The organism is Streptomyces sp. NPDC046870 (assembly GCF_040704595.1).
Classification (GTDB): domain Bacteria; phylum Actinomycetota; class Actinomycetes; order Streptomycetales; family Streptomycetaceae; genus Streptomyces; species Streptomyces argyrophylli.
Window position 1 is genome coordinate 133,931 of record NZ_JBEYXM010000012.1, and the last position, 18,990, is coordinate 152,920.

General features: G+C 74.3%; 18 protein-coding genes and 1 pseudogene. 10 read left to right on the plus strand and 9 right to left on the minus strand.

All coding sequences use genetic code 11. The annotated features are described in order from the left end of the window. Window positions 1–291 precede the first annotated feature (291 nt). Both AB0946_RS24865 and AB0946_RS24870 read left to right on the plus strand, forming a co-directional pair. Window positions 292–1,323: an SDR family oxidoreductase gene (locus tag AB0946_RS24865; protein ID WP_366762856.1), complete on the plus strand. Its 1,032-nt coding sequence runs from the start codon at window positions 292–294 to the stop codon at window positions 1,321–1,323. 45 nt (window positions 1,324–1,368) lie between these two features. Continuing rightward, window positions 1,369–1,608 (plus strand): hypothetical protein, encoded by a 240-nt coding sequence (locus AB0946_RS24870; RefSeq protein ID WP_366762857.1) that lies wholly within the window; start codon window positions 1,369–1,371, stop codon window positions 1,606–1,608. A 77-nt stretch (window positions 1,609–1,685) separates the two neighbouring features. Here the strand turns inward: AB0946_RS24870 and AB0946_RS24875 are convergent, their stop codons facing one another. The 3 genes from AB0946_RS24875 to AB0946_RS24885 all read right to left on the minus strand — a co-directional run bounded on the left by AB0946_RS24875 (window position 1,686) and on the right by AB0946_RS24885 (window position 6,675). Next, window positions 1,686–2,975, minus strand: a complete 1,290-nt coding sequence (locus AB0946_RS24875) for an ROK family transcriptional regulator (RefSeq protein ID WP_366762858.1) — start codon at window positions 2,973–2,975, stop codon at window positions 1,686–1,688. Between the two features lie 93 nt (window positions 2,976–3,068). Beyond that, window positions 3,069–3,473, minus strand: coding sequence for a hypothetical protein (locus tag AB0946_RS24880; protein WP_366762859.1), 405 nt, complete (start codon window positions 3,471–3,473; stop codon window positions 3,069–3,071). 22 nt (window positions 3,474–3,495) lie between these two features. Further along, window positions 3,496–6,675, minus strand: coding sequence for a cytochrome P450 (locus tag AB0946_RS24885; protein WP_366762860.1), 3,180 nt, complete (start codon window positions 6,673–6,675; stop codon window positions 3,496–3,498). A 170-nt stretch (window positions 6,676–6,845) separates the two neighbouring features. On the opposite strand from AB0946_RS24885, the gene AB0946_RS24890 reads away from it, so the two are divergent. Beyond that, window positions 6,846–7,493, plus strand: a complete 648-nt coding sequence (locus AB0946_RS24890) for a PAS domain-containing protein (RefSeq protein ID WP_366762861.1) — start codon at window positions 6,846–6,848, stop codon at window positions 7,491–7,493. 608 nt (window positions 7,494–8,101) lie between these two features. On the opposite strand, the gene AB0946_RS24895 is transcribed toward AB0946_RS24890, so the two are convergent. Continuing rightward, a complete protein-coding gene (locus tag AB0946_RS24895; protein ID WP_366762862.1) occupies window positions 8,102–8,995 on the minus strand; it encodes a DUF3626 domain-containing protein in 894 nt (297 codons plus the stop codon). Window positions 8,996–9,076: 81 nt separating this feature from the next. On the opposite strand from AB0946_RS24895, the gene AB0946_RS24900 reads away from it, so the two are divergent. From AB0946_RS24900 to AB0946_RS24915, 4 genes are all read left to right on the plus strand, one after another. Then, window positions 9,077–9,571 (plus strand): FBP domain-containing protein, encoded by a 495-nt coding sequence (locus AB0946_RS24900; protein WP_366762863.1) that lies wholly within the window; start codon window positions 9,077–9,079, stop codon window positions 9,569–9,571. An 80-nt stretch (window positions 9,572–9,651) separates the two neighbouring features. Continuing rightward, window positions 9,652–10,902, plus strand: coding sequence for an aromatic acid exporter family protein (locus tag AB0946_RS24905; protein WP_366762864.1), 1,251 nt, complete (start codon window positions 9,652–9,654; stop codon window positions 10,900–10,902). 112 nt (window positions 10,903–11,014) lie between these two features. Next, on the plus strand, window positions 11,015–12,094 hold the full coding sequence (locus AB0946_RS24910; RefSeq protein WP_366762865.1) for a hypothetical protein: 1,080 nt from the start codon (window positions 11,015–11,017) through the stop codon (window positions 12,092–12,094). Between the two features lie 244 nt (window positions 12,095–12,338). Then, window positions 12,339–13,454, plus strand: coding sequence for a lactonase family protein (locus AB0946_RS24915; protein WP_366762957.1), 1,116 nt, complete (start codon window positions 12,339–12,341; stop codon window positions 13,452–13,454). Here the strand turns inward: AB0946_RS24915 and AB0946_RS24920 are convergent. Then, window positions 13,422–14,147, minus strand: a complete 726-nt coding sequence (locus tag AB0946_RS24920; protein ID WP_366762866.1) for a DUF2470 domain-containing protein — start codon at window positions 14,145–14,147, stop codon at window positions 13,422–13,424. The two genes, AB0946_RS24915 and AB0946_RS24920, sit on opposite strands and share 33 nt — an antisense overlap. A gap of 298 nt (window positions 14,148–14,445) precedes the next feature. Further along, window positions 14,446–14,742, minus strand: coding sequence for a GYD domain-containing protein (locus AB0946_RS24925; RefSeq protein ID WP_366762867.1), 297 nt, complete (start codon window positions 14,740–14,742; stop codon window positions 14,446–14,448). 136 nt (window positions 14,743–14,878) lie between these two features. Here AB0946_RS24925 and AB0946_RS24930 point away from each other — a divergent pair. Both AB0946_RS24930 and AB0946_RS24935 read left to right on the plus strand, forming a co-directional pair. Beyond that, window positions 14,879–15,025, plus strand: a pseudogene (locus AB0946_RS24930) (HEAT repeat domain-containing protein); the annotation flags it as partial. A gap of 163 nt (window positions 15,026–15,188) precedes the next feature. Further along, complete coding sequence (locus AB0946_RS24935; RefSeq protein ID WP_366762868.1) at window positions 15,189–15,356, plus strand: hypothetical protein; 168 nt, start codon at window positions 15,189–15,191, stop codon at window positions 15,354–15,356. 31 nt (window positions 15,357–15,387) lie between these two features. On the opposite strand, the gene AB0946_RS24940 is transcribed toward AB0946_RS24935, so the two are convergent. Continuing rightward, complete coding sequence (locus AB0946_RS24940) at window positions 15,388–15,996, minus strand: TetR/AcrR family transcriptional regulator (protein ID WP_366762869.1); 609 nt, start codon at window positions 15,994–15,996, stop codon at window positions 15,388–15,390. Between the two features lie 120 nt (window positions 15,997–16,116). On the opposite strand from AB0946_RS24940, the gene AB0946_RS24945 reads away from it, so the two are divergent. Beyond that, complete coding sequence (locus AB0946_RS24945) at window positions 16,117–17,691, plus strand: cytochrome P450 (RefSeq protein ID WP_366762870.1); 1,575 nt, start codon at window positions 16,117–16,119, stop codon at window positions 17,689–17,691. Here AB0946_RS24945 and AB0946_RS24950 read toward each other — a convergent pair. Next, entirely contained in the window at window positions 17,653–18,495 is an 843-nt protein-coding gene (locus AB0946_RS24950; protein ID WP_366762871.1) for a pentapeptide repeat-containing protein, read from the minus strand. The two genes, AB0946_RS24945 and AB0946_RS24950, sit on opposite strands and share 39 nt — an antisense overlap. Window positions 18,496–18,641: 146 nt before the next feature. Beyond that, the gene (locus AB0946_RS24955) at window positions 18,642–18,956 is read right to left on the minus strand and encodes a hypothetical protein (RefSeq protein WP_366762872.1); all 315 of its coding nucleotides are present in this window, start codon (window positions 18,954–18,956) and stop codon (window positions 18,642–18,644) included. Between the last annotated feature and the right edge of the window lie 34 nt (window positions 18,957–18,990).

Genomic DNA, 18,990 nt, shown 5'->3' on the forward strand with positions numbered 1-18,990 from the left:
GGGGGCTGGAACACCTGAACGTGGTTGCCCGTTGAACAAACCGTGGGTGCGGATGGGACAGTGTCCCCGGGCCTCACCTTTTGCCCACAGGGACGATCGTCCGGCTGAAGCCCTGTGGAGCGTCTCGCCGAGAGGCGACCGCCATCCGCCCCCACCACCTGACCGCCCCGGTCGTGATTCCCCCGTCACGGCCGGGGCTTCCTCATGCCGCCCGTGCCGCGTGTGCGCACGCGGCGGCCGGGTACCCGCCGCTCGTCGCAGCCTCCGCCGCGCCGACGAGAGGAGCCGAAGGTGAGCAGCTCAGCGGGCAGCAGGGTCGTCGTGACGGGCGCCACCGGCAATGTCGGGACGAGCGTGGTGCGCCTGCTCTCCGAGGACCCGGACATCAAGTCCGTGCGCGGGCTGGCCCGGCGGACGCCCGAATGGTCGCCGCCGAAGACCGAGTGGTCCGCCGTCGACCTCGCCGGGGACCAGGCGAACCTCGCCGAGCGGTTCGAGGGTGCCGACGCCGTGATCCATCTGGCCTGGGCCTTCCAGCCCACGCACGATCCGGCCACCACCTGGCGGACCAATGTGCTCGGCAGCATCCGGGTGTTCGAGGCGGTCGCCGCGGCCCGGGTGCCGGTGCTGGTGCACGCCTCCTCCGTCGGGGCGTACTCGCCGGGACCGAAGGACCGCCCGGTGGACGAGTCCTGGCCGACGCACGGCTGGCCGGACGCCGCGTACTGCCGGGAGAAGGCCTACCTGGAGCGCACGCTGGACGTGTTCGAGCGCGACCACCCCGAGGTGCGGGTGGTGCGGATGCGCCCGGCGTTCCTGTTCAAGTGGGAGTCGGCGAGCGAGCAGCGGCGGATCTTCGGCGGGCGGTTCCTGCCCGGTCCGCTGGCCCGGCCGGACCTGCTGCCGTTCCTGCCGGACGTCCCCGGTCTGCGGGTCCAGGCGCTGCACACGGACGACGCCGCCGAGGCCTACCGGCTCGCGGTGCGCTCGGACAGCGCCCGGGGCGCCTTCAACCTGGCCGCCGACCCCCCACTGGACGCCGGTGTGCTCGCCGAGCTGCTCGGTTCCCGGGCGGTGCGGCTGCCGCGTACGGCGGCCCGCACGGCCATCGCCGCCGCCTGGGGGCTGCACCTGCTGCCCGCCTCGCCGCACCTCTTCGACGCCGTGCTGCGGCTGCCGCTGATGGACAGCGCGCGGGCGCGCGCCGAGCTGGGCTGGGAGCCCCGGCACACGGCGACCGAGGTGATCCAGGAGTTCCTGGACGGCCTGCGCAAGGGCGGGGGGGCGGAGACGGAGCCGATGCGCGGGCGCAAGGTGGGCTGAGCGCGTGGGGAGCGCCGAACGAGCCGACGAGGAGCGGAGAAGACCATGACGGTGCGGAAATCCGGGTCCGGTGCGGAACAGCGGCCGGTGCCCCGGGACATGCCCGACCAGCAGGCCCGGCCCGAGGAGGACCCCTGGGACGTGTCCACGAGGCGCGCGGCCGGCGAGGAGCCGGACCAGGACGCCGCGCCGGACACGGACGAGGCCGGCACCGGCCCCCGGGGCGCGTCCCGGCCGGGCACGGCACAGTCGGAACATCCGACGCCGGACGAGCCGTCGGACTGATCGCAGGGCCGGGCGCCTGACGCTCGGGGCAACGCTCTTCGCCGGCCCGGGGTCCGGGGCGCCGCCCCGGACCCCCGTCAGTGCGGGGCGCGTTCCTGGAGGGCGGTGCGCCAGGCGGGCAGGCGGTCCTCAGTGGCCGGTTCGGGGCGGCGGCCGCCGCTGGCGAAGAAGTCGGCGAGCGGCAGGATCGCGGCGCCGACGGTCACCGCGTCCGGGCCGAGCCGGCCGAGGTCGATCGTCACCTTGTCGGCCGGGTGCCGCAGCGCGTACGTGGCCGCGTGCCGCCGTACGGACGGCAGGAACCGCGTGCCGAGCTGGAGCCCGGCCCAGCCGCCGATGAGGATCCGCTCGGGCTGGAAGAGGTTGATCAGGTCGGACAGACCGGCGCCGAGGTACTCGGCGGTCTCCTCCAGGACGGCCAGCGCGACCGGGTCGGCGGTACCGCCCTCGGACGGGTACGCGGCGGCGAGCATCGCGGTGAGCGCGGTCTCCTCGTCGGTGTCCTCGGGAGGCCGGCCGCCCTCCTCGCGCCAGCGGGCGAGCAGCGACTCGGCGCCCGCGTAGGCCTCCAGGCAGCCGGGCGCACCGCAGCGGCAGCGCCGCCCGCGTACCCGTACCGTCAGGTGGCCCCACTCCACGGCCCGCCCGTGCTCGACCTCGGGGGTGACCAGGCAGGCGCCGACCCCGGAGCCGAAGAGCACGACGACGGCGTTGCGGGCGCCGCGTCCCGCGCCGAACCACATCTCGGCCTGGCCGAGCGTCTTGGCCCCGTTGTCGATGAAGTACGGCACCCCGTCGGGGAGCCGGGAGGCCGAGCGGAGCAGTTGCTCCAGCGGGACGGCGTCCCAGCCGATGGTCTGCCCGTGCACGACGGCGCCCCGGTCCGGGGTGTGCTCCACGATCCCGGGGACGCCGACACCGACGCCGAGCAGCCGGTCGGGGACGGCCTGTTCGGCGGTGAGGACCTCGGCGACGCCGTCGCGGATGTGGCCCGTGATGACGTCGACGTCGTAGCCCTGGGGTGTCAACGGGCGCTCGACGCGTGCCAGTTCGGTGAGGGCCAGGTCGAACAGCTCGACCCGGACGCGGGTCTCGCCGACGTCCACGCCGATCATCTGGCCGCTGTGCGGGGCGACGCGCAGCAGCGTGCGCGGCCGGCCGCCGTCGGAGTCGACGCTGCCGGCCTCCTCGACCAGTCCGTCGGCGATCAGGTCCGCGACCACGTTGCTGACCGAGCCGGAGCTGAGTCCGGTGGCCGGGCCCAGCTCGAACCGGCTGAGCGGGCCGTCGAAGTACAGCCTCTGGAGCACCGCCGTCCGGTTGCCTCGTCTCAGGTCGCGTACCGTGCGCCCGTTGCGCGCCGCCATGTGGCTCCCTTCACGAACCCTGCCCGACCTGCAACATACCCCTTCGGACAGCCGGGGCGCGACATTTTCCCAACCCTTAGTTCACGCTATGAGCTAAGGCGGAGACGTTTGATCTCGTCCAGCGCCACGACGCGTCCCGGTGTCGGCGACCGGGCCGCCCTGGCCGGTGCGGAGGCTACGGGCCACCTCGTCCACGGGGTACGGCACGTCGGCCGCGCAGTCACGGGCGTCGGCCGGCACGGCGTGGGTCATCACGGTGAACGCCGTCCGCCGGCCGGGCCCGAGGGCGCCGGACGGGCAGCCGAAGCCGGAGCCGTTCACCCGGTGCGGCCGGGCGACGTGGCCGCCCGGCTCCCGGCGCAGGGCGGACTGTTCGGCGGCGCGGCGGAACCCCTCCGCCGGGCGCGGCAGCCGGGACGCGTAGCGCGGTCCCGGCCGGGCGGGCGGCAGACCCGCCGTGGCCGGGAGTCGCCACGCCCGCTCCTCCGTGTCCCGCACCCCGCACCCCTCCCCCGCCGGCTCAGCCCGCCGCGTACACGTCCTCCACGTAACGCCCGTCCGCCACCAGCGTGTCGAGCCACCGTTCGGCCGCGGCCTCGTCCGCGCCGGGGGTCCGCTCCCGGTACAGGGTACGGAAGGCCGCGCGGACGCCGGGAGCCATCCGGGCGCCGTCGCCGCAGACGTACACCCGGGCGCCGGCGCCCAGCAGTTCCCAGACCTCATCGGCCTCGGCGGCGATGCGGTGCTGGACGAAGACGGCGCCGTTCTCGGGTGCGGCGCTGAACGCGGGCCGCAGCGAGACCGCGCCGGCCCGTTCGGCGGCCCGCAGTTCCTCGGCGTGCAGGTAGTCGGCGTCGGGCGCGTCGCAGCCGAAGTAGAGGAGCCCGGCGGGGAGCCGGGCGCCGGTGCGGCGGGCGGCCAGACGGTCGGCGACGGCGCCCCGGAACGGGGCGAGTCCGGTGCCGGCGGCGACCATCACGACCGGTGCCGCGTGGTCGATCCGGAACGCCTCGCGGCAGGGCTGGACACGGGCGTACACGGTGTCACCGGGCCGCAGGGAGGCGAGGTGTCCGGAACCGGTGCCCCGGTGGCGGCCCTTGCCGGAGCGCGCGGGGGCGTCGAGCACGGACACCATGAGGTCGGCGTGGCGGGCATCGGCCGACGGTGCGGAGGAGATGGAGTAGTGGCGGGGGCGCAGCGGGGTCAGCAGGTCGAGCAGGAGCGGCCAGTCCAGGGCGCCACGCAGGGCGGGGTGGTCCTCGGCCAGCTCCACGAGGGTGCGGGGGTCGTCGCCGGGCAGGGCGGCGAGCGCGGCCCGCTCGGGCGGGCACGGGTTGGCCGCGGCGAGGAGGGCCGCCTGGCGGCTGGTCGGGCGCTCCTGCAACTCGACGTACCAAGTTAGAAGTTGACGCACCGTCACCGGACGGTCCACGGCGAGGCCGTCGCGACCGGGACGGCTCCCGCGGATGTCCAGGACGGCGTCGGCGTCGAGGCCGAAGGCGGCGACGGCACGGTCCACCAGTCCGGGGGCGTTGGCGGGCAGCACGGTCAGGTGGTCGGCGGTGCGGTAGGTGACCCCCTCGGGCAGCGCGACGCGCAGGAAGCGCTTGGTGCGCGGATGACCGGGCGCGGTGAGGTCGCGTGCCTCGGTGACCGTCATCGGGACCAGCCCGTGCCGCTCGGCGAGGACGTCGAGCGGGCCACCGGTCAGGGTGCGGACCGTGTAGGCGCGGGCGGGCTCGTCCGTGGTGCCGTGGCCGGCGTCCGGGTCGCCGTACCCGCTCAGCAGCGCGGTGCGCATGCGGACGGTGAACTCCCTGACGGCGCCGGTGAGATCGCCGGAGGCGTCGGCGGCGGCGCGCCCGGTGAGCCGGGTGGCGCCGAGTTCGGCGAGGCGGGCGTCGATCCGGGCGGGGACCCGCTGGTAGGTGGCGGCCCAGTTGCGGTCGCCGACACCGAGGACGGCGTAGGTCACTCCGGTCAGGTCGGGGCTGCCGTCGAGCCAGGCGGTGAAGGCGACGGCGTCGTCGGTGGGGCGGCCGTTGTAGGAGGCGGCGGTGATGACGACGGGCCGGTCCGTGGGCAGGCCGTCGGCGTAGGCGTCCAGCGCGGCGACCTCGGTGGCGCAGCCCACGGCGGCGGCCTCGTCGGCGAGCCTGGCGGCGAAGTCCCGGCAGGTGCCGTAGTTGCTGCCGTGCAGGAACAGGGCGCGGGTGCCCGGGCGGACCCGGGCCGGGAGGGCGTCCGGGACGGGGGCGCCGGTGGCGGTCGCGGTGGCGGTGCCGGGCAGGGGTGCGTGCACACGGTCGGCGGGGGTGCGCGGGGTGAGCGTGAGGGTGAAGCCGTCGGGCTTGAGGGTGAGGGTCTCCTTCACGGTGAGCCGGTAGTCCGCGTGGTCGTGCAGCCGGTAGCGGTGGACCAGCAGGGCGAGCAGCATGGTCGCCTCGTGCAGTGCGAACTGCCGTCCGATGCAGGCGCGTTCGCCGGTGCCGAACGGCTTGAAGGCGTGCACCGGGCGGGCCGCCTCGGCCTCGGGGGTGAACCGCTCCGGGTCGAACAGTTCCGGGTTGTCGCCCCAGACGGGCTGGCGGTGCAGCATCGGGGTGAGCACGGTGACGGCCTGGCCGGCGCGCAGCGGGATCCGGCCGCCGAGCAGGGTGTCCTCGCGGGCGTGCCGGGCGAAGGCGGCGGCCGTCGGCCACAGCCGCAGCGCCTCGTTCAGGACCTGGCGGGTGTAGGTGAGCCGGCCGATGTCCTCGTACGACGGGTCGGGGTCGGCCGTGTCCCCCCACAGCGCGTCGGTCTCGCGTTGCACGAGCCGGAGTACGGCCGGGTGCTTGGCGAGGTGGTAGAGGGCGAAGGACATCGCGCCGGACGTCGTCTCGTGGCCGGCGATCAGGAAGGTGATGACCTGGTTGCGGATGTTGGCCGCGTCCAGGGTGGTGCCGTCGGCGGGGTGCCGGGCGCTGAGCATCAGGCCGAGCAGGTCCTCGGCGCCGCTCTGGTCGGTGCCGGTGCGGGCGGCGATGACGTCGTCCACGACCCGGGCCAGGTGATCGGCGTCGCGCCGGAAGGCCGCGTCGGCCGCCGTGTGGTCCGTACCGGGGGTGCGGGCCGGCCGGGTCATGCTCCACTCCAGGCAACGGACCATGGACTCCACGAAGGGGTGCGGCTCGGTGCGCTCGAACGAGCCGAAGTCGTAGCCGAGTCCGGCGAGTCCGATGGTGTCGAGGGTCATCCGGGTCATGTCGTCGGGCACGTCGACGGGCCGGCCCGTGCGCGCCGCACGGTCCCAGGCGCCGATGAGCCGCCGGGCCACCTTCAGCATCACCGGGTGGTAGGTGCGCATCGAGCCGAGCGCGAAGGCGGGCATCAGGACGTCGTGCGCCTTCGCCCAGTTGGGCTCGTCGTTGTACGCCGTGAACAGCCCGTCGGCGGCGAACTCCCGCACGTTCTCCAGGGCGGGCCCGACGTGCTTGGCGAACCGCTCCTCGTCGGCCAGATCGGCGACCAGAGCGGCGTCGGCGACGAACATCACGTCCCGCCCGTGCAGCCGTCGTACCAGCACCGGGCCGTGCTCCCGCATCAGCTCCATGATCTGCTGGATGGGCGTGCGGCCGGGGCCGGAGGCGGAGATGTCGACGACGGGGACGCCGGTCAGGGTTCCGGCCGGTTCGGGACGCAGTGCGGTGGGGGGCATGGCGCGGCAACTGCCTTTCGCGGTAACGGACGTACTGCGTTCCAGGGTGGTCGACGGGCGGAGTCCGCTGCGGCCCCGGCACTACACGATCGTGCAGTGGAAAGTGCCCGCCGGGGCTTGCGCGTGGCCAAGTTGCCGCTGACCTGGTCCTTCCCCTTGGATGAGATGCCATGGAAGCGGGACGGGCCGACGCGGTGGTGTGGCGCAACCGTGCGTTGATGGTGTTCGACCGGGTGGCGGTGCCGGTGGCCGTGTGCGATGTGTACGGGCAGGTCGTCCTGGCGAACCCCGCCATGGCGACGGAGTGCGGTTCGACGCCTGGGCGGCTGCGCGGCCGGCACGTGCTGGAGCTGTTCCGGCCGCAGAAGACCGGCCAGGTGGAGCGGATCGCCGAGGCGCTGCGGCTGCGGCACCGCTCCCGCTACCAGGTGTCGGTGTGCTGGCGGGCGCCCGGCGGGGCCGAGCGGCACGGGGAGCTGACGGCGGACCCGGTCAGTGACAGCGTGGAGGAGACACCGGCGCTGCTGGTGATGCTGCGGGTCCTGGGCGAGCGCCCCGCACCGGAACCGGAGCCGGTACGGGTCACGGACACCGAGCGACGGGTCCTGGCCCTGCTGGCGGGCGGCGCCACCACGGCCCGCGCCGCCCGCGAACTGGGCCTCACCGGGGACGGCGTCACCTACCACCTGCGCCGCCTGTCAGCCCGCTGGAACGCGAAGAACCGCACGGAACTGGTGGCCCGGGCCTATGCGGCAGGGGTACTGCCCACGGGGGTGTGGCCACCGGCAGCGGGGGCGGAGGCCGGGGACGGGGAGTAACGGGGGGTACGTCGGGAGCACGCGGGCCGTAGCCGGGGGCGGCGGGGCGAAACGGTTCGCCGGGGGGCGCCGAGCGCAGCCGGGACCGGCGGAGCGGAACGGTTCGCCGGGGGGCGCCGAGCGCAGCCGGGACCGGCAAGGCGGGGTCGGTGCCTGGGTGGGTGGGCACGTCGGCCGTGACTAGGGGAGGCGGGCCCAGGTGGTTCGCCAGGGACGCTGCCCGGGCGGGTGGTTGGTCGGGGCGGAACGGTCCACCGGAGCGGGCACGCCAGTCGCAGTCTGCGGGGCGGGATGGTCCGCCGGAAGGACGCTGACCGCAGCGGGGCCCGACAGGGCGAGGCCGGGGGCCCGGCGGGGCGGGGTCCGGTCCGGCGGTGGCGGTTGTGGGGGCCCTCGAGCAGCGGCACGCTGTTCGTGGCGGCACCCGCCGAAGCCCTGGCGGCCGCACCCCCCCGGCCTCGGCAAGCAGCACGCTCTCCGTAGCGGTCCGCCCAAGCCGTAGCGACAGCACTCCGCCCCGCCACGGCAACCGGCAGACTCCGCATGACGGCAACCGCCGAAGCCCCCGCGGCAGCACCCCGCTTCCGCCGCCGGGCCTCCCCGGAGCCTCAGCGGCCGCGCTCCCGCGGGGGCGTCCTCGCCGTTCCACCGCCCTCCGGGGAGCCGAAGCGGGCCAGGGTGTGCCAGACCATCTTGAGGGCCTGGAGGTCGTACCGGCCGCTGCGGGCCGCGTCCCCGATGACGCGGGGGGTGATGACGCCGCGCTCGGCGATGCGCGCGCCGAGGTCGGCGTACTCCGGGCCGCGGTAGTCGGCGTGCCGGCGCAGCTCGGTGACGGTGAGGCGGTATCCGGGGTGCCAGGCGAGCGGGAAGGGCAGGCGCCGGGCGGCCGTCTCCACCGGTGTGTCCCGGTAGCTCGCGTCCAGCACGAGCGCCTCCACGTCCCGTTCGAGCAGCACACCCCCGTGCACATGGGCCTCGACGTAGTCGTTGAGGGCGTCCTGCCGGTCGGCCTCGGCGAGGGCGATCAGCGGCATGGCGTCGGCCACGCCGAAGTCGCCGGGCCCGGTCGAGCTGTCCGGGTAGCAGAAGGTGGCCCGGGCCAGGACCGCTCCGCAGAGCCTGAGGTGAGAGGAACCGAAGCGGGGCGCCGCGCCGACCACCTGGCGCCGGAAGTCGAGCGCGCCGTACACCGGGCGCTCGGCCGGGTCGGCGTCGTCGTAGGCGCCGCCGAAGATGCGGCTCTCCCAGCGCGTCCGGTCGCCGCCCGGGTGGGCGGTGAGCCCTCCGTTGCTGGTCCCGGTGACGAACTGCGAGTGGTACGCCCCGTCCCGGGCCAGCGACTCCAGGATCGGCAGTCCGCCCGAGGTCCGGTCGGGGTGGAAGTTGAGCGTGATCCGCAGGTCCGGGTCGAGCGGCGGGCCGGACGCGGTGCCGGTGACGTGGTCCAGCGCCCGCCGGGCACGCCGGGGCAGCCCGGGCAGCCTCCGCCGGTAATCCATTGGCTCACCCCCGTGTGGCTAAATAGGATAGTTCTCAGCCTAGAGTCCCTAGGTTGCGACCGGAACATCGGAAGGACCCTCATGAGATCGCTCACCGAGCAGGACATCCGCAACTCGTTTATCAACTGCTCCAAGGGCGAGGCCAAGCGCCTGGCCGTCCCGCGCGATCTCGGTGACCGCCCCTGGGACCAGCTGGACTTCCTCGGCTGGCGCGATCCCGGCGCTCCCGACCGCAGCTATCTGGTCATGGAGCGGAACGACCGGCTCGTCGGCGTGACCCTGCGTTTCCCGCCCGCGCAGCGCGGCTTCCTGCACCGGAGCATGTGTTCGGTGTGTCTGACCACGCATCCCGGGGGCGGGGTGTCGCTGATGACCGCGCGCAAAGCGGGGGCGGCCGGCCGGGAGGGCAACTCGGTCGGGCTGTACATGTGCACCGACCTGGCCTGTTCGCTGTACGTGCGCGGCAGGAAGGTCCCCGAGTCCGGTGCCCGGTTCGAGGAGAGCCTGACGCTGGAGGAGCAGATCGCGCGCACGACGGGCAATCTGGCCGCCTTCATCGACAAGCTGTACGCGTAAGCACCCTGGCGCGAATCAGGCGCAACCAGTCCGCGAACGGCTACGTTCGACGCACCCGATGAGCGGGAACAGGCCAAGGGATGCGCGAACGAAAGTTGACCACGGGACTACTGCGACTGACGAAGCGCCGCCGGGAGCCGGTGGTCGTCCAGACACTGCGGTCGGCCACGGCCGCGACCATCGCCTACGTCATCGCGCTCCGGCTGAGCCCCGAGCCGGCCCCGCTCACCGCGCCGCTGACCGCGCTGCTGGTCGTCCAGGTGACCTTCTACGCCACGCTCACCAACGGCATCCGCCGGGTGAACTCGGTGGTCGCCGGCGTCCTGGTCGCCATCGCCTTCAGCGTGCTGGTGGGCCTGACCTGGTGGAGCCTCGCCCTGCTGATCGTCGCCGCGCTGGCCGTGGGTCACCTGGTCCGCGTCGACGAGTACGTGGCCGAGGTGGCGATCAGCGCCATGCTGGTGCTCGGGGTCACCACGGTCGGGTTCACCGCCTGGGCGCGGATCGTCGAGACGCTGATCGGCGCGGTCGTCGGCACGGCCTGCAACCTGCTGCTGCCACCGCCGGTGTGGGTGGACGAGGCCGGCCGGTCCATCGAGGACCTCGCCCGCCGGGTGCGCCAGCTGATGCTGCGGATGGGCGAGGAGGCCGGGGGCCGGATCCCCTGGGAGCGGGCGGCCGAGCGGCTGCACGAGGCGCGCCGGCTGGACCACGACATCGTGCGGGTGGACGCGGCACTGCGGCAGGCGGAGGACAGTCTGCGGCTCAACCCCCGCGTGAAGGAGGGACTACTGCACCGGGTGGTGCTGCGCACGGGCCTGGACACCCTGGAGATCTGCACGGTGGTGCTGCGGGTGCTGGCCCGCTCGTTCACGGACCTGGCGAAGGCCCGGGGGTCGCAGGAACTGTTCCCGCCCCGGGTGGGGGCGACCGTGGAGCAGCTGCTGTCGGAGATCGCCGACGCGGTGGTCAGCTTCGCGGTGCTGGTGACGACCCATCTGAGCGAGAACGCCGAGTCGGCGGAGGCGCGGCTGTCGGCCGAGCTGCACACCGCGGCCGGCACCCGGGACCGGCTGGCCGAGCTGCTCCAGGAGGAGATCCGCAAGGACTGGGCACACTGGCAGCTGCTCGGGGCCGTCCTGACCGAGACGACCAGGATCATCGACGAGCTGAACACCGAGCACCGCACCCGCCGCCTGCTGGAGGAGCTGGACCGGGTCTCGCGCGGGCAGCGGGCCAAGCTGCCCCGGATCGCCTGGATGCGCGACCGCCTCGGGGTACAGGAGGAGCTGTGGCGGAACCGCGCGGGGTTCGGTGGGCGTTATCGGTGAGGAGGCCGCGGGGGCGGTCCGGCGCCGCGACCGAGCGCGGGGGTGTACGGCGCCGCAGGAGACGGGGCGTCCGGATGCCCGCTGACGGCACCGGAGGAGACGGAGCGCACGGATGACCGCTGACGGAGTGCGGATCGACGGCAACACGCTGCGGTTGCCCGGCGGGGCGGCGGTGCGGTTCGTCCGCACGCTGCGCCTGCCCGAGAGCGGTACGCATCCGCTGCCGCCGGGGCTGGGCGAGTTCCCCGTCCGGCGGGTCGCCGACCACGCCGACCGGGTGCCCGAGTGGATGGGGGCGCGCGGCGGCGTCATGCTGCCGGTGTACCTGCGCGAGGCGATGTGGCTGAGCTTCGCCGCGCCGGAGCCGGCCGCGCTCCAGGTCGGTGTGGGCAAGGTGTGCGCGGTCTCCGGCGAGCCCTGGAGCGACCGGCTGTCCCGGCGTCCGCAGAACTACGTGGTGCTGCCCCGCCAGCCCTGGCTGGACGGCATCAACTCCGGCAAGGGCACGGTCCGCCAGTTCGTGGCCGTACCCCTGGGGCTGGGCGCCACCGTGGAGGGGCAGGTCACCGGCGAGGAGGAGTGGGGCGGCGTCCAGCTCCAGTCGTTCCCGCTGAAGGAGGAGGCCCTCGCCGAGTGGCGGCGCCAGGAGCGGGAGCGGCAGCGGCGTCTGGCCGGCGCGCGCGGCGGTTACGGCGCGGCCCTGCCCATGTCCGCCCCGGCCCCGGGCGGGCCCCCCGGATCACCGCCGTCCGCGCCCGCCATGGCCTTCGGCGGTCCGTCCGCCCCGGCCGCCGCTCCCCCGCGGCGTGCCACGGCCATGGGGCTCGGCGTCGGCGGCTCGATGCGGCAGGAGGTGTACCAGGACGACCGGCCGCTGGGCGACTGGTCCGAGCGGCCCGCCGGGCGGGTGTTCGTGCACCTGGTCACTCCCCCGCAGTGGCGCCGGATCACCGGCGAGGCACCGCCGCCGTCGCCGGTGGACCGGGCGGCGTACACCCGGGCGGGCCTGCCCTGGTACGACTACGACGACGCGGACGCCGAGGACCTCGCCCCCACGGGCACGCTGAAGGCGGTCGAGCCGGTCGGCGAGTGGCTCGGGGACGACCTGGAGCCGTGGCAGGCACCGTCCGCCGGGCAGGTGACGCACCTGAAGGACGCGCCGGGCGAGCCGGTGGCGGACGGGGACTGGTAGGGGCGCCGGCGTCGTGTGCCACGTGACGGCCGCCGCCCGGCTTGCCCCCGGTGACGTCCGCGGGCCAAGGTGGCTGTCACGAGCGGGACGACCGACGACCTGGGGTAGCGGCATGGGCACGGAGGCACAGACGGCGGGAGGGGCATCCTCCCTCCCCCGGCGGGACCGGGACCCGGAGCGGGAGCAGGGGGGCTGGACCAGACGCCGGTTCGTCGGCGCCGTGGCCGGTACGGCGGCGGTCGTGATGGTGCCGTCCCCGGCGGCCCCGCCGGTGGCCACGCCGGCCGGGCAGGACGAGCCGGAGGCCGCCCCGCCGCCCCGGAAACCGTCCGGGCCGCGCCCGCTGTACGTGGGCACCTACACCTCCGTCGAGGGCGGCGGCACCGGCATCGGTCTGGCGTCGTACGACCCGGAGTCGGGCCGGATCACCGGGTCGGGCACGCTCACCGGGGTTCCCGACCCGTCGTATCTCGCCGTGCACCCGGACGGCCGCACGCTGTACGCGGTGGACGAGCGGGAGGACGGCGGGGTGACGGCCGTACGCCTCGCGGACCGGCGCGTCCTCGGCGCCCGGAGCACCGGCGGCGCCGGTCCGTGCCACCTGTCGGTGCATCCCTCCGGGCGCTGGCTGCTCAGCGCGAACTACGGTTCGGGCAGTGTCGCCGTGCACCCGATCGGCGCCTCCGGCGCGCTGGGTGAGCGCACCGCGCTGGTCACGCACAGCTCTCCGCCGCCCGGCCCCGGCCAGCAGGGGCCGCACGCCCACCAGTTCCTCACGAGTCCGGACGGCGGCCACGTCCTCGCCGTGGACCTCGGCACCGACACGGTCTACACCTACCGCCTGGACCAGGCCAAGGGCACGCTCACGGAGGTGGCGCGGGCGCGCACCCGGCCGGGCGCGGGGCCCCGCCATCTGACCTTCCACCCGGGCGGCCGGCACGCCTACCTGGCCAACGAGGTGGACGACACCGTGGCCGTGTGCGCGTACGAGCCGGGGACCGGGCGTCTGACGATCGGTGAGCCGCAGTCGACGGGGTCCGGCGGCGGCACCAACTACCCGGCGCAGATCCTGGTGACGGCGAACGGCCGGTACGCGTTCCTCGCCAACCGGGGCCACAACAGCCTCGCGCGGTACGCCGTCGAGGACGGCGGGGCCCGGCTGCGGCTGCTCGGCACGGTGCCGGTGGGCGGGGACTTCCCCCGGCAGATCGCGTTCTCGCCCGACGGCCGGCTGCTGTTCGCGGCGAACCAGCGCTCGGGCACGGTCACCGTCTTCCGCGTCGACGCGGACAGCGGCGGACTGCGCCTGACCGGTGAGCCGTTCGCGTCACCCGTCGCCGTCTGCGCGCTGCCGCTGTAGCGCCCGGGGGCAGGCGGCGGCACTGGCCTGGGCGAGCAGGGCGTGCACGCGCTCGGTGAGCTGGGTCACGTCGTCGGCGGGTGTGTGGAAGGGCAGTCGTACGTCGCCGTGGGCGCGGGTGCGTTCGATACGCAGGGTGAGTCCGTGCCGGTCGACGGCGAGCGGTGCCACCCGGGTCGCGGCGAGCAGGTTCTCGGGCCGCACCAGGCGGGTGAGCCGCTCGACGGCTTCCGGGTGGGCGTCGGCGAGGTGGGTGAGCAACCGGGCCTCGGCTGTGGCCAGGGGGTCGGGCCGGGCGGCGCCGAACTCGTCCGGGTCGACCACCACGGCCCCGGCGGACCGGCGCAGCACCACGCGGGTGGGCCGGAAGAGGAGGGTGCCCTCGGACGGGGCGAACCAGCCGGACAGGAAGAGCCGGGCGCGGATGCGGTGACGCACCGGTACGGGTGCCACGTCGGCGAACTCCAGCAGGGCGGAGGGTTCTTGGCGCGGGGCGCTCAGCACCGCGCCGAACAGGGCGCTGTCGTCGGGCACCGCCAGCCGTACCGCGCCGTCCTCGGTCACGGTGTGCGCGCCGACGTACTCCTCGCGGACGCCGTTCGCGGTCACCGCGCACGACCAGGCGGCGGCCGCCACCGAGCGTGCCCGTTCCGCCGCGCCGGGAGCGGCCGTCCAGTCCTGAGTGTCACCCATCCAGGGCCTCCTTTAGGTTAGCCTCACCTAACCTATCGGAGCTGGAGGCGCACGCCAACCACGCCGGTGCGTACGTCGCCCCGTATCGCCGGCGCCCTGACCGCCCCCGAGAGGAGGAGGAAGTCATGCGCGCGCGAAGGATGGAACAGGCGCGGTGGAACGAGCAGTCCTGCTGTCCCACTCCTGCCCGCCGCAGAACCGGCCCGCTGCCCGCTGGAACCGGGCCACGCGAGTCCGACACGAACGTGGCCGCGGGGCCGGCCCGGCGGACGCCACCGCCCGCACCACGGGGTGTTCGTCAGCCGGCCGCCTTGGCTATGATGCGTTCCATCTCCTCCCGGCCGAAGGCCCGCAGGGTCGTGGAACGGACGTTGCCCACACCACCGAGCTGAAGGAGCGCCGCGGTGGCGGTTTCCTCGTCAGCCGCCTCGATGACGGCCACGAGGTCGTACGGGCCCACGGTCCAGTAGATGCTCAGGAGCTTCGCCCCGAGCTTCTGGACCGCCGCGCCGAAGGTCTCGGCGCGCTTCGCGGTGTCCTTGTAGTTCCGGACCCCTTGATCGGTCCAGTTCAGCAGGGCGACGTACGTCGGCATGTTCCTCCACCTTCACGAGAAGACTCACCCCGAGGTCAAGCCTGGGCACCCGGGCCGGAACGCGCACGAGGTACGCACCCGAACGAGCGGGACGGGCATGGCCCTCGTCTCCTGTTCGGGCGACCCGTAGCGCGCGGTGGCGGCGTACCGCGAACTGCTGAGGCGTGCCGAGCGCGCGCTGAGCGCCGTCCGTACCGGACTGCGGCACGAGGATCCGGCCGTCCGTGAAGGCTGCTGCCGCCTCCTCGACCACCTGGTCGACACCGACTCCATGGACGACCTCATCGCCATGGCCGACGACCCCGACGCCCGGGTCAGGATCTCCGCCTTCCACGCCCTGGCCTGCGACCGGTGCAAGGGCGACACCTGCGCACCTGGCGCGGACCGGGTCCTCCCTCCCGCACTGCGGCACCCGGCCTCCGACCCCGACCCGCACGTCCCGGGGCATGGCCGTCGAACTCGTCGGCAAGTTCACCCACACCGACGCCCGCGCCGTAGCGGCCCTGCCCACGTCCCACGCCCGGGACGCGAGCCCGGCGGTCCGCAGGAAGGCGGGCTGGTACGTGCCCGGCGGGACGATCCACGAACGCACCGCCCCACGCGCCCTCAGGTGACGGGGCGGCCCCGCCACCGGCACCACAGCTCTCAGCCGAGAACGCCCAGCAGGGCGCGGGCGCACAGGTCACGTACCTGCTCACGGCTCAGCTCCCCGTCACCGCGCAGCCATTCGAGACAGACGGCGGTGGTGAAGGCGAGCCAGCCGCGTACCGCCAGGCGCACCCGCGGGGCGGCCTCGACGGCGGGCCCGAACTCGGGATCGGCGGCGAGCGCGGCCAGGATCTGCTTCTCCTGGGCGGCCAGCGCCCGCTGGTATACCCGGCGCACGGCCTGGTCGCCGGCCGCGTCGGCGCGGTGGAAGGCGCGGAAGCCGTGGGCGTGCGCCTGGACGTAGCCGAGGTAGGTGTCGAGACCGGCGGTGAGCTGCTCGCGCACCGGCACCCCGGGCTCGGCCGCCGTCATACGCAGCATGCGCGCGCTCTCCCGCTCCACGACGGCGGCGAAGAAGTCCCGCTTGGTCGGGAAGTAGTGGTAGAGCAGCCCCCGCGAGACCCCGGCGATCTCGGCGACCTGCTCGATCCACACGTCGTCGTAGGGGCTCTCCGAGAACAGCTTGGCGCCGACCGACAGCAGTTGCTCACGGCGTTCGCCGGTGCTGAGTCTGCGCCGGGCGCGCTCCCCCTGGTTCGCGGGCATGGCGTCACTTTACTTGACGTCGGTTCAACAAGCGCAGCACACTGGAACGCGTTATTGAACTCACGTACAACACGCGCGCGTCACTGCTCAACCACCGGCTGGATCAAGGGAGATCGCGTCATGGCGGCGACGACGGAGACCATGGAGACCGGGCTGCCCAAGGGTTTCCGCAGCGCCGAACAGGGCTGGCCGGAGCTGCGCCGCATCCCCCGTCCGCCGCACCGGGTTCCGCTGCTCGGCGATGTGCTCGGCGCCGACCGGCACCGGCCGTTGCAGGACTCGATGCGCTTCGCGCGCGAGCTGGGGCCGATCTTCCGGCGCCGGGCGTTCGGCAAGGAGTTCGTGTTCGTGTGGGGGGCGCGGCTGGTCGCCGACCTCGCCGACGAGTCCCGGTTCGCCAAGCACGTCGGCCTCGGCGTCGCCAATCTGCGGCCCGTGGCCGGCGACGGCCTGTTCACCGCCTACAACCACGAGCCCAACTGGCAGCTCGCGCACGACGTCCTGGCGCCGGGGTTCAGCCGGGAGGCCATGGAGGGCTACCACGGGATGATGCTGTCGGTCGCCGAGCGGCTCACCGATCACTGGGACCGCCACCAGGCGGCCGGGCGCACGGTCGACGTGCCGGGCGACATGACCCGGCTGACCCTGGAGACGATCGCCCGCACCGGCTTCGGGCACGACTTCGGCTCCTTCGAGCGGGACCGGCCGCACCCCTTCGTCACGGCGATGGTCGGCACGCTGACCTACGCGCAACGGCTGAACAGCGTCCCGGGGCCGCTGGCCCCGCTGCTGCTGCGCGCCGCCGCCCGGCGCAACGCGGCCGACATGGCCCACCTCGACCGCACGGTCGACGGACTGGTCGCCGCCCGGCGCCGGTCCGGCGGTGGCGGCGAGGGTGACCTGCTGGACCGCATGCTGGCGACGGCGCACCCGGAGACCGGGGAGAAGCTGTCGCCGGAGAACATCCGCAAACAGGTGATCACGTTCCTGGTGGCCGGCCACGAGACCACCTCCGGCGCGCTCTCCTTCGCCCTCCACTACCTCGCCCTGCACCCCGCCATCGCCGCCCGGGCCCGCGCCGAGGTCGACCAGGTCTGGGGCGACACCCCGCGGCCCGGCTACGACCAGGTCGCCAAGCTGCGCTACGTCCGCCGGGTGCTGGACGAGTCGCTGCGGCTGTGGCCGACGGCGCCCGCCTTCGCCCGCGAGGCCCGGCGGGACACCGTCCTCGCCGGGGAACATCCGATGCGCCGGGGCGCCTGGGCCCTGGTGCTGACGCCGATGCTGCACCGCGAACCGGAGGTGTGGGGCGAGGACGCCGAACGGTTCGACCCCGACCGCTTCACCCCGGCGGCCGTCCGCGCCCGGCCACCGCACACCTTCAAGCCGTTCGGCACCGGTGCACGGGCCTGCATCGGCCGCCAGTTCGCCCTCCACGAGGCGACGCTCGTCCTCGGCCTGCTGCTGCGCCGCTACGAGTTGTCGGCCGACCCGGGCTACCGGCTGAGCGTGGCCGAACGGCTGACCCTGATGCCGGAAGGGCTACGGCTGCGCCTGGAGCGGCGGCCGGCTCGCACGGAGACCGGCGAGCAGCACCCCGAAAGGCCGCGGGACGGCGGCCGGCACCACCACCCTGCCGGACCGGCGGAGCCCCGCTCAGCGAGCCGCTGCCCAGTGCGCGGGGCGACCGACTGAAACCGGCAGACGAGTCCCCGCACTACCCCGCGCGGCGTCGAGCTGCGGCTGAGTGAGGAAGAAGGCGCCGGTGAGGTCCGCGTCGGTCAGGTCGGCGTCGCGCAGGTCGGCCCCGATCAGGTCCGCGCCGCGCAGGTCCGCACCGGTGAGGTCGGCGGCGATGAGATAGGCGCCGCGCAGGCTCGCCCCGCGCAGATCGGCGCCCCTGAGGCGGGCGCCCATGAGGTCAGCGCCCCTGCGGTCCTTGCCCCGGCCCTTCCCCTTGCCGCCGGCACCGGCCCGGACCAGCTCGCTGGTGCGCAGCAGGAGCACGTTGACCTTCTGCCGATGCGCGGCCACGTCCAGCGCGGCCAGTTCCTCGGGAGTCCGCCGGGTCAGCCCCTCGGTCTTCTCCAGCGCCCGGCGCAGCTCGGGGTGGACGGGCCGGGCGGCGGGCAGGCCCAGCGCCTCGGTCAGGTACCACAGCAGTTCGTGCAGCTGCCGTACGACCGGGAAGACGTCGAACATCCGGCGTGCGTGCTCCTTTGACCCCGTACGCCAGTCCTGTCCGCCGAAGGTGACCTGCGAGACCTTCTGGCCGGCGCCGAAGCAGTCGTAGACCGTGCAGCCGGTGAAGCCCTTCCGGCGCAGTCCGGCGTGGATGCCGCAGCGGTGGTCGCCCTGGAGATTCGGGCACGGCGTGCCCGCGGGCTTGTCCAGCGCGAAGTCGGCGGAGCGGGCGAAGGGAAGGGCGACACAGCACAGCCCGAAGCACCGGGCACAGTCGGCGCGCAGGTCGGAGGGGTCGGCTATCTGATCCGGCATGGGGTCCAGCGTACTGACCTGCGGGCACGCGTCCGCGCGCGTGCCGTGACGCGTGGCGGCGCCGGAGCCTTCCCGCACAGCGGAGCGAAGCCGCTCATGGCCGGGGTCTTCCGGCACGAGCGGCTTCCGGTCGTCAGCGAGCCGGCTCAGGTCGCGACCGGCGGCTGCCGGCGCTGCTGCTCGACCTGCCGGTTACGGACACGGCGGTGGTGGCGGAGCCTTTTGGCCTTTTTGAAGAGGACGACGCCCCAGCCACCGATCAAGGTTCCGAAGAACACACACGCAGCTGTGGCCGCAGGTTTCCCGGTTATCCCGCAATACGCAACCCCGCAGTAACATGTGACCGCGACAATCCACGTGGCGATCGCGGAACCGAACAGGATCCGCTCGTCCCGACGCTGTAACTGGTTCAGGTCGTCGAGCCAGAAGTCGACCTGTCGGCTGGTGAACGTGTTACACACGGTGGCTCCCGGCTGCGAGGCCGTGGCACACTAC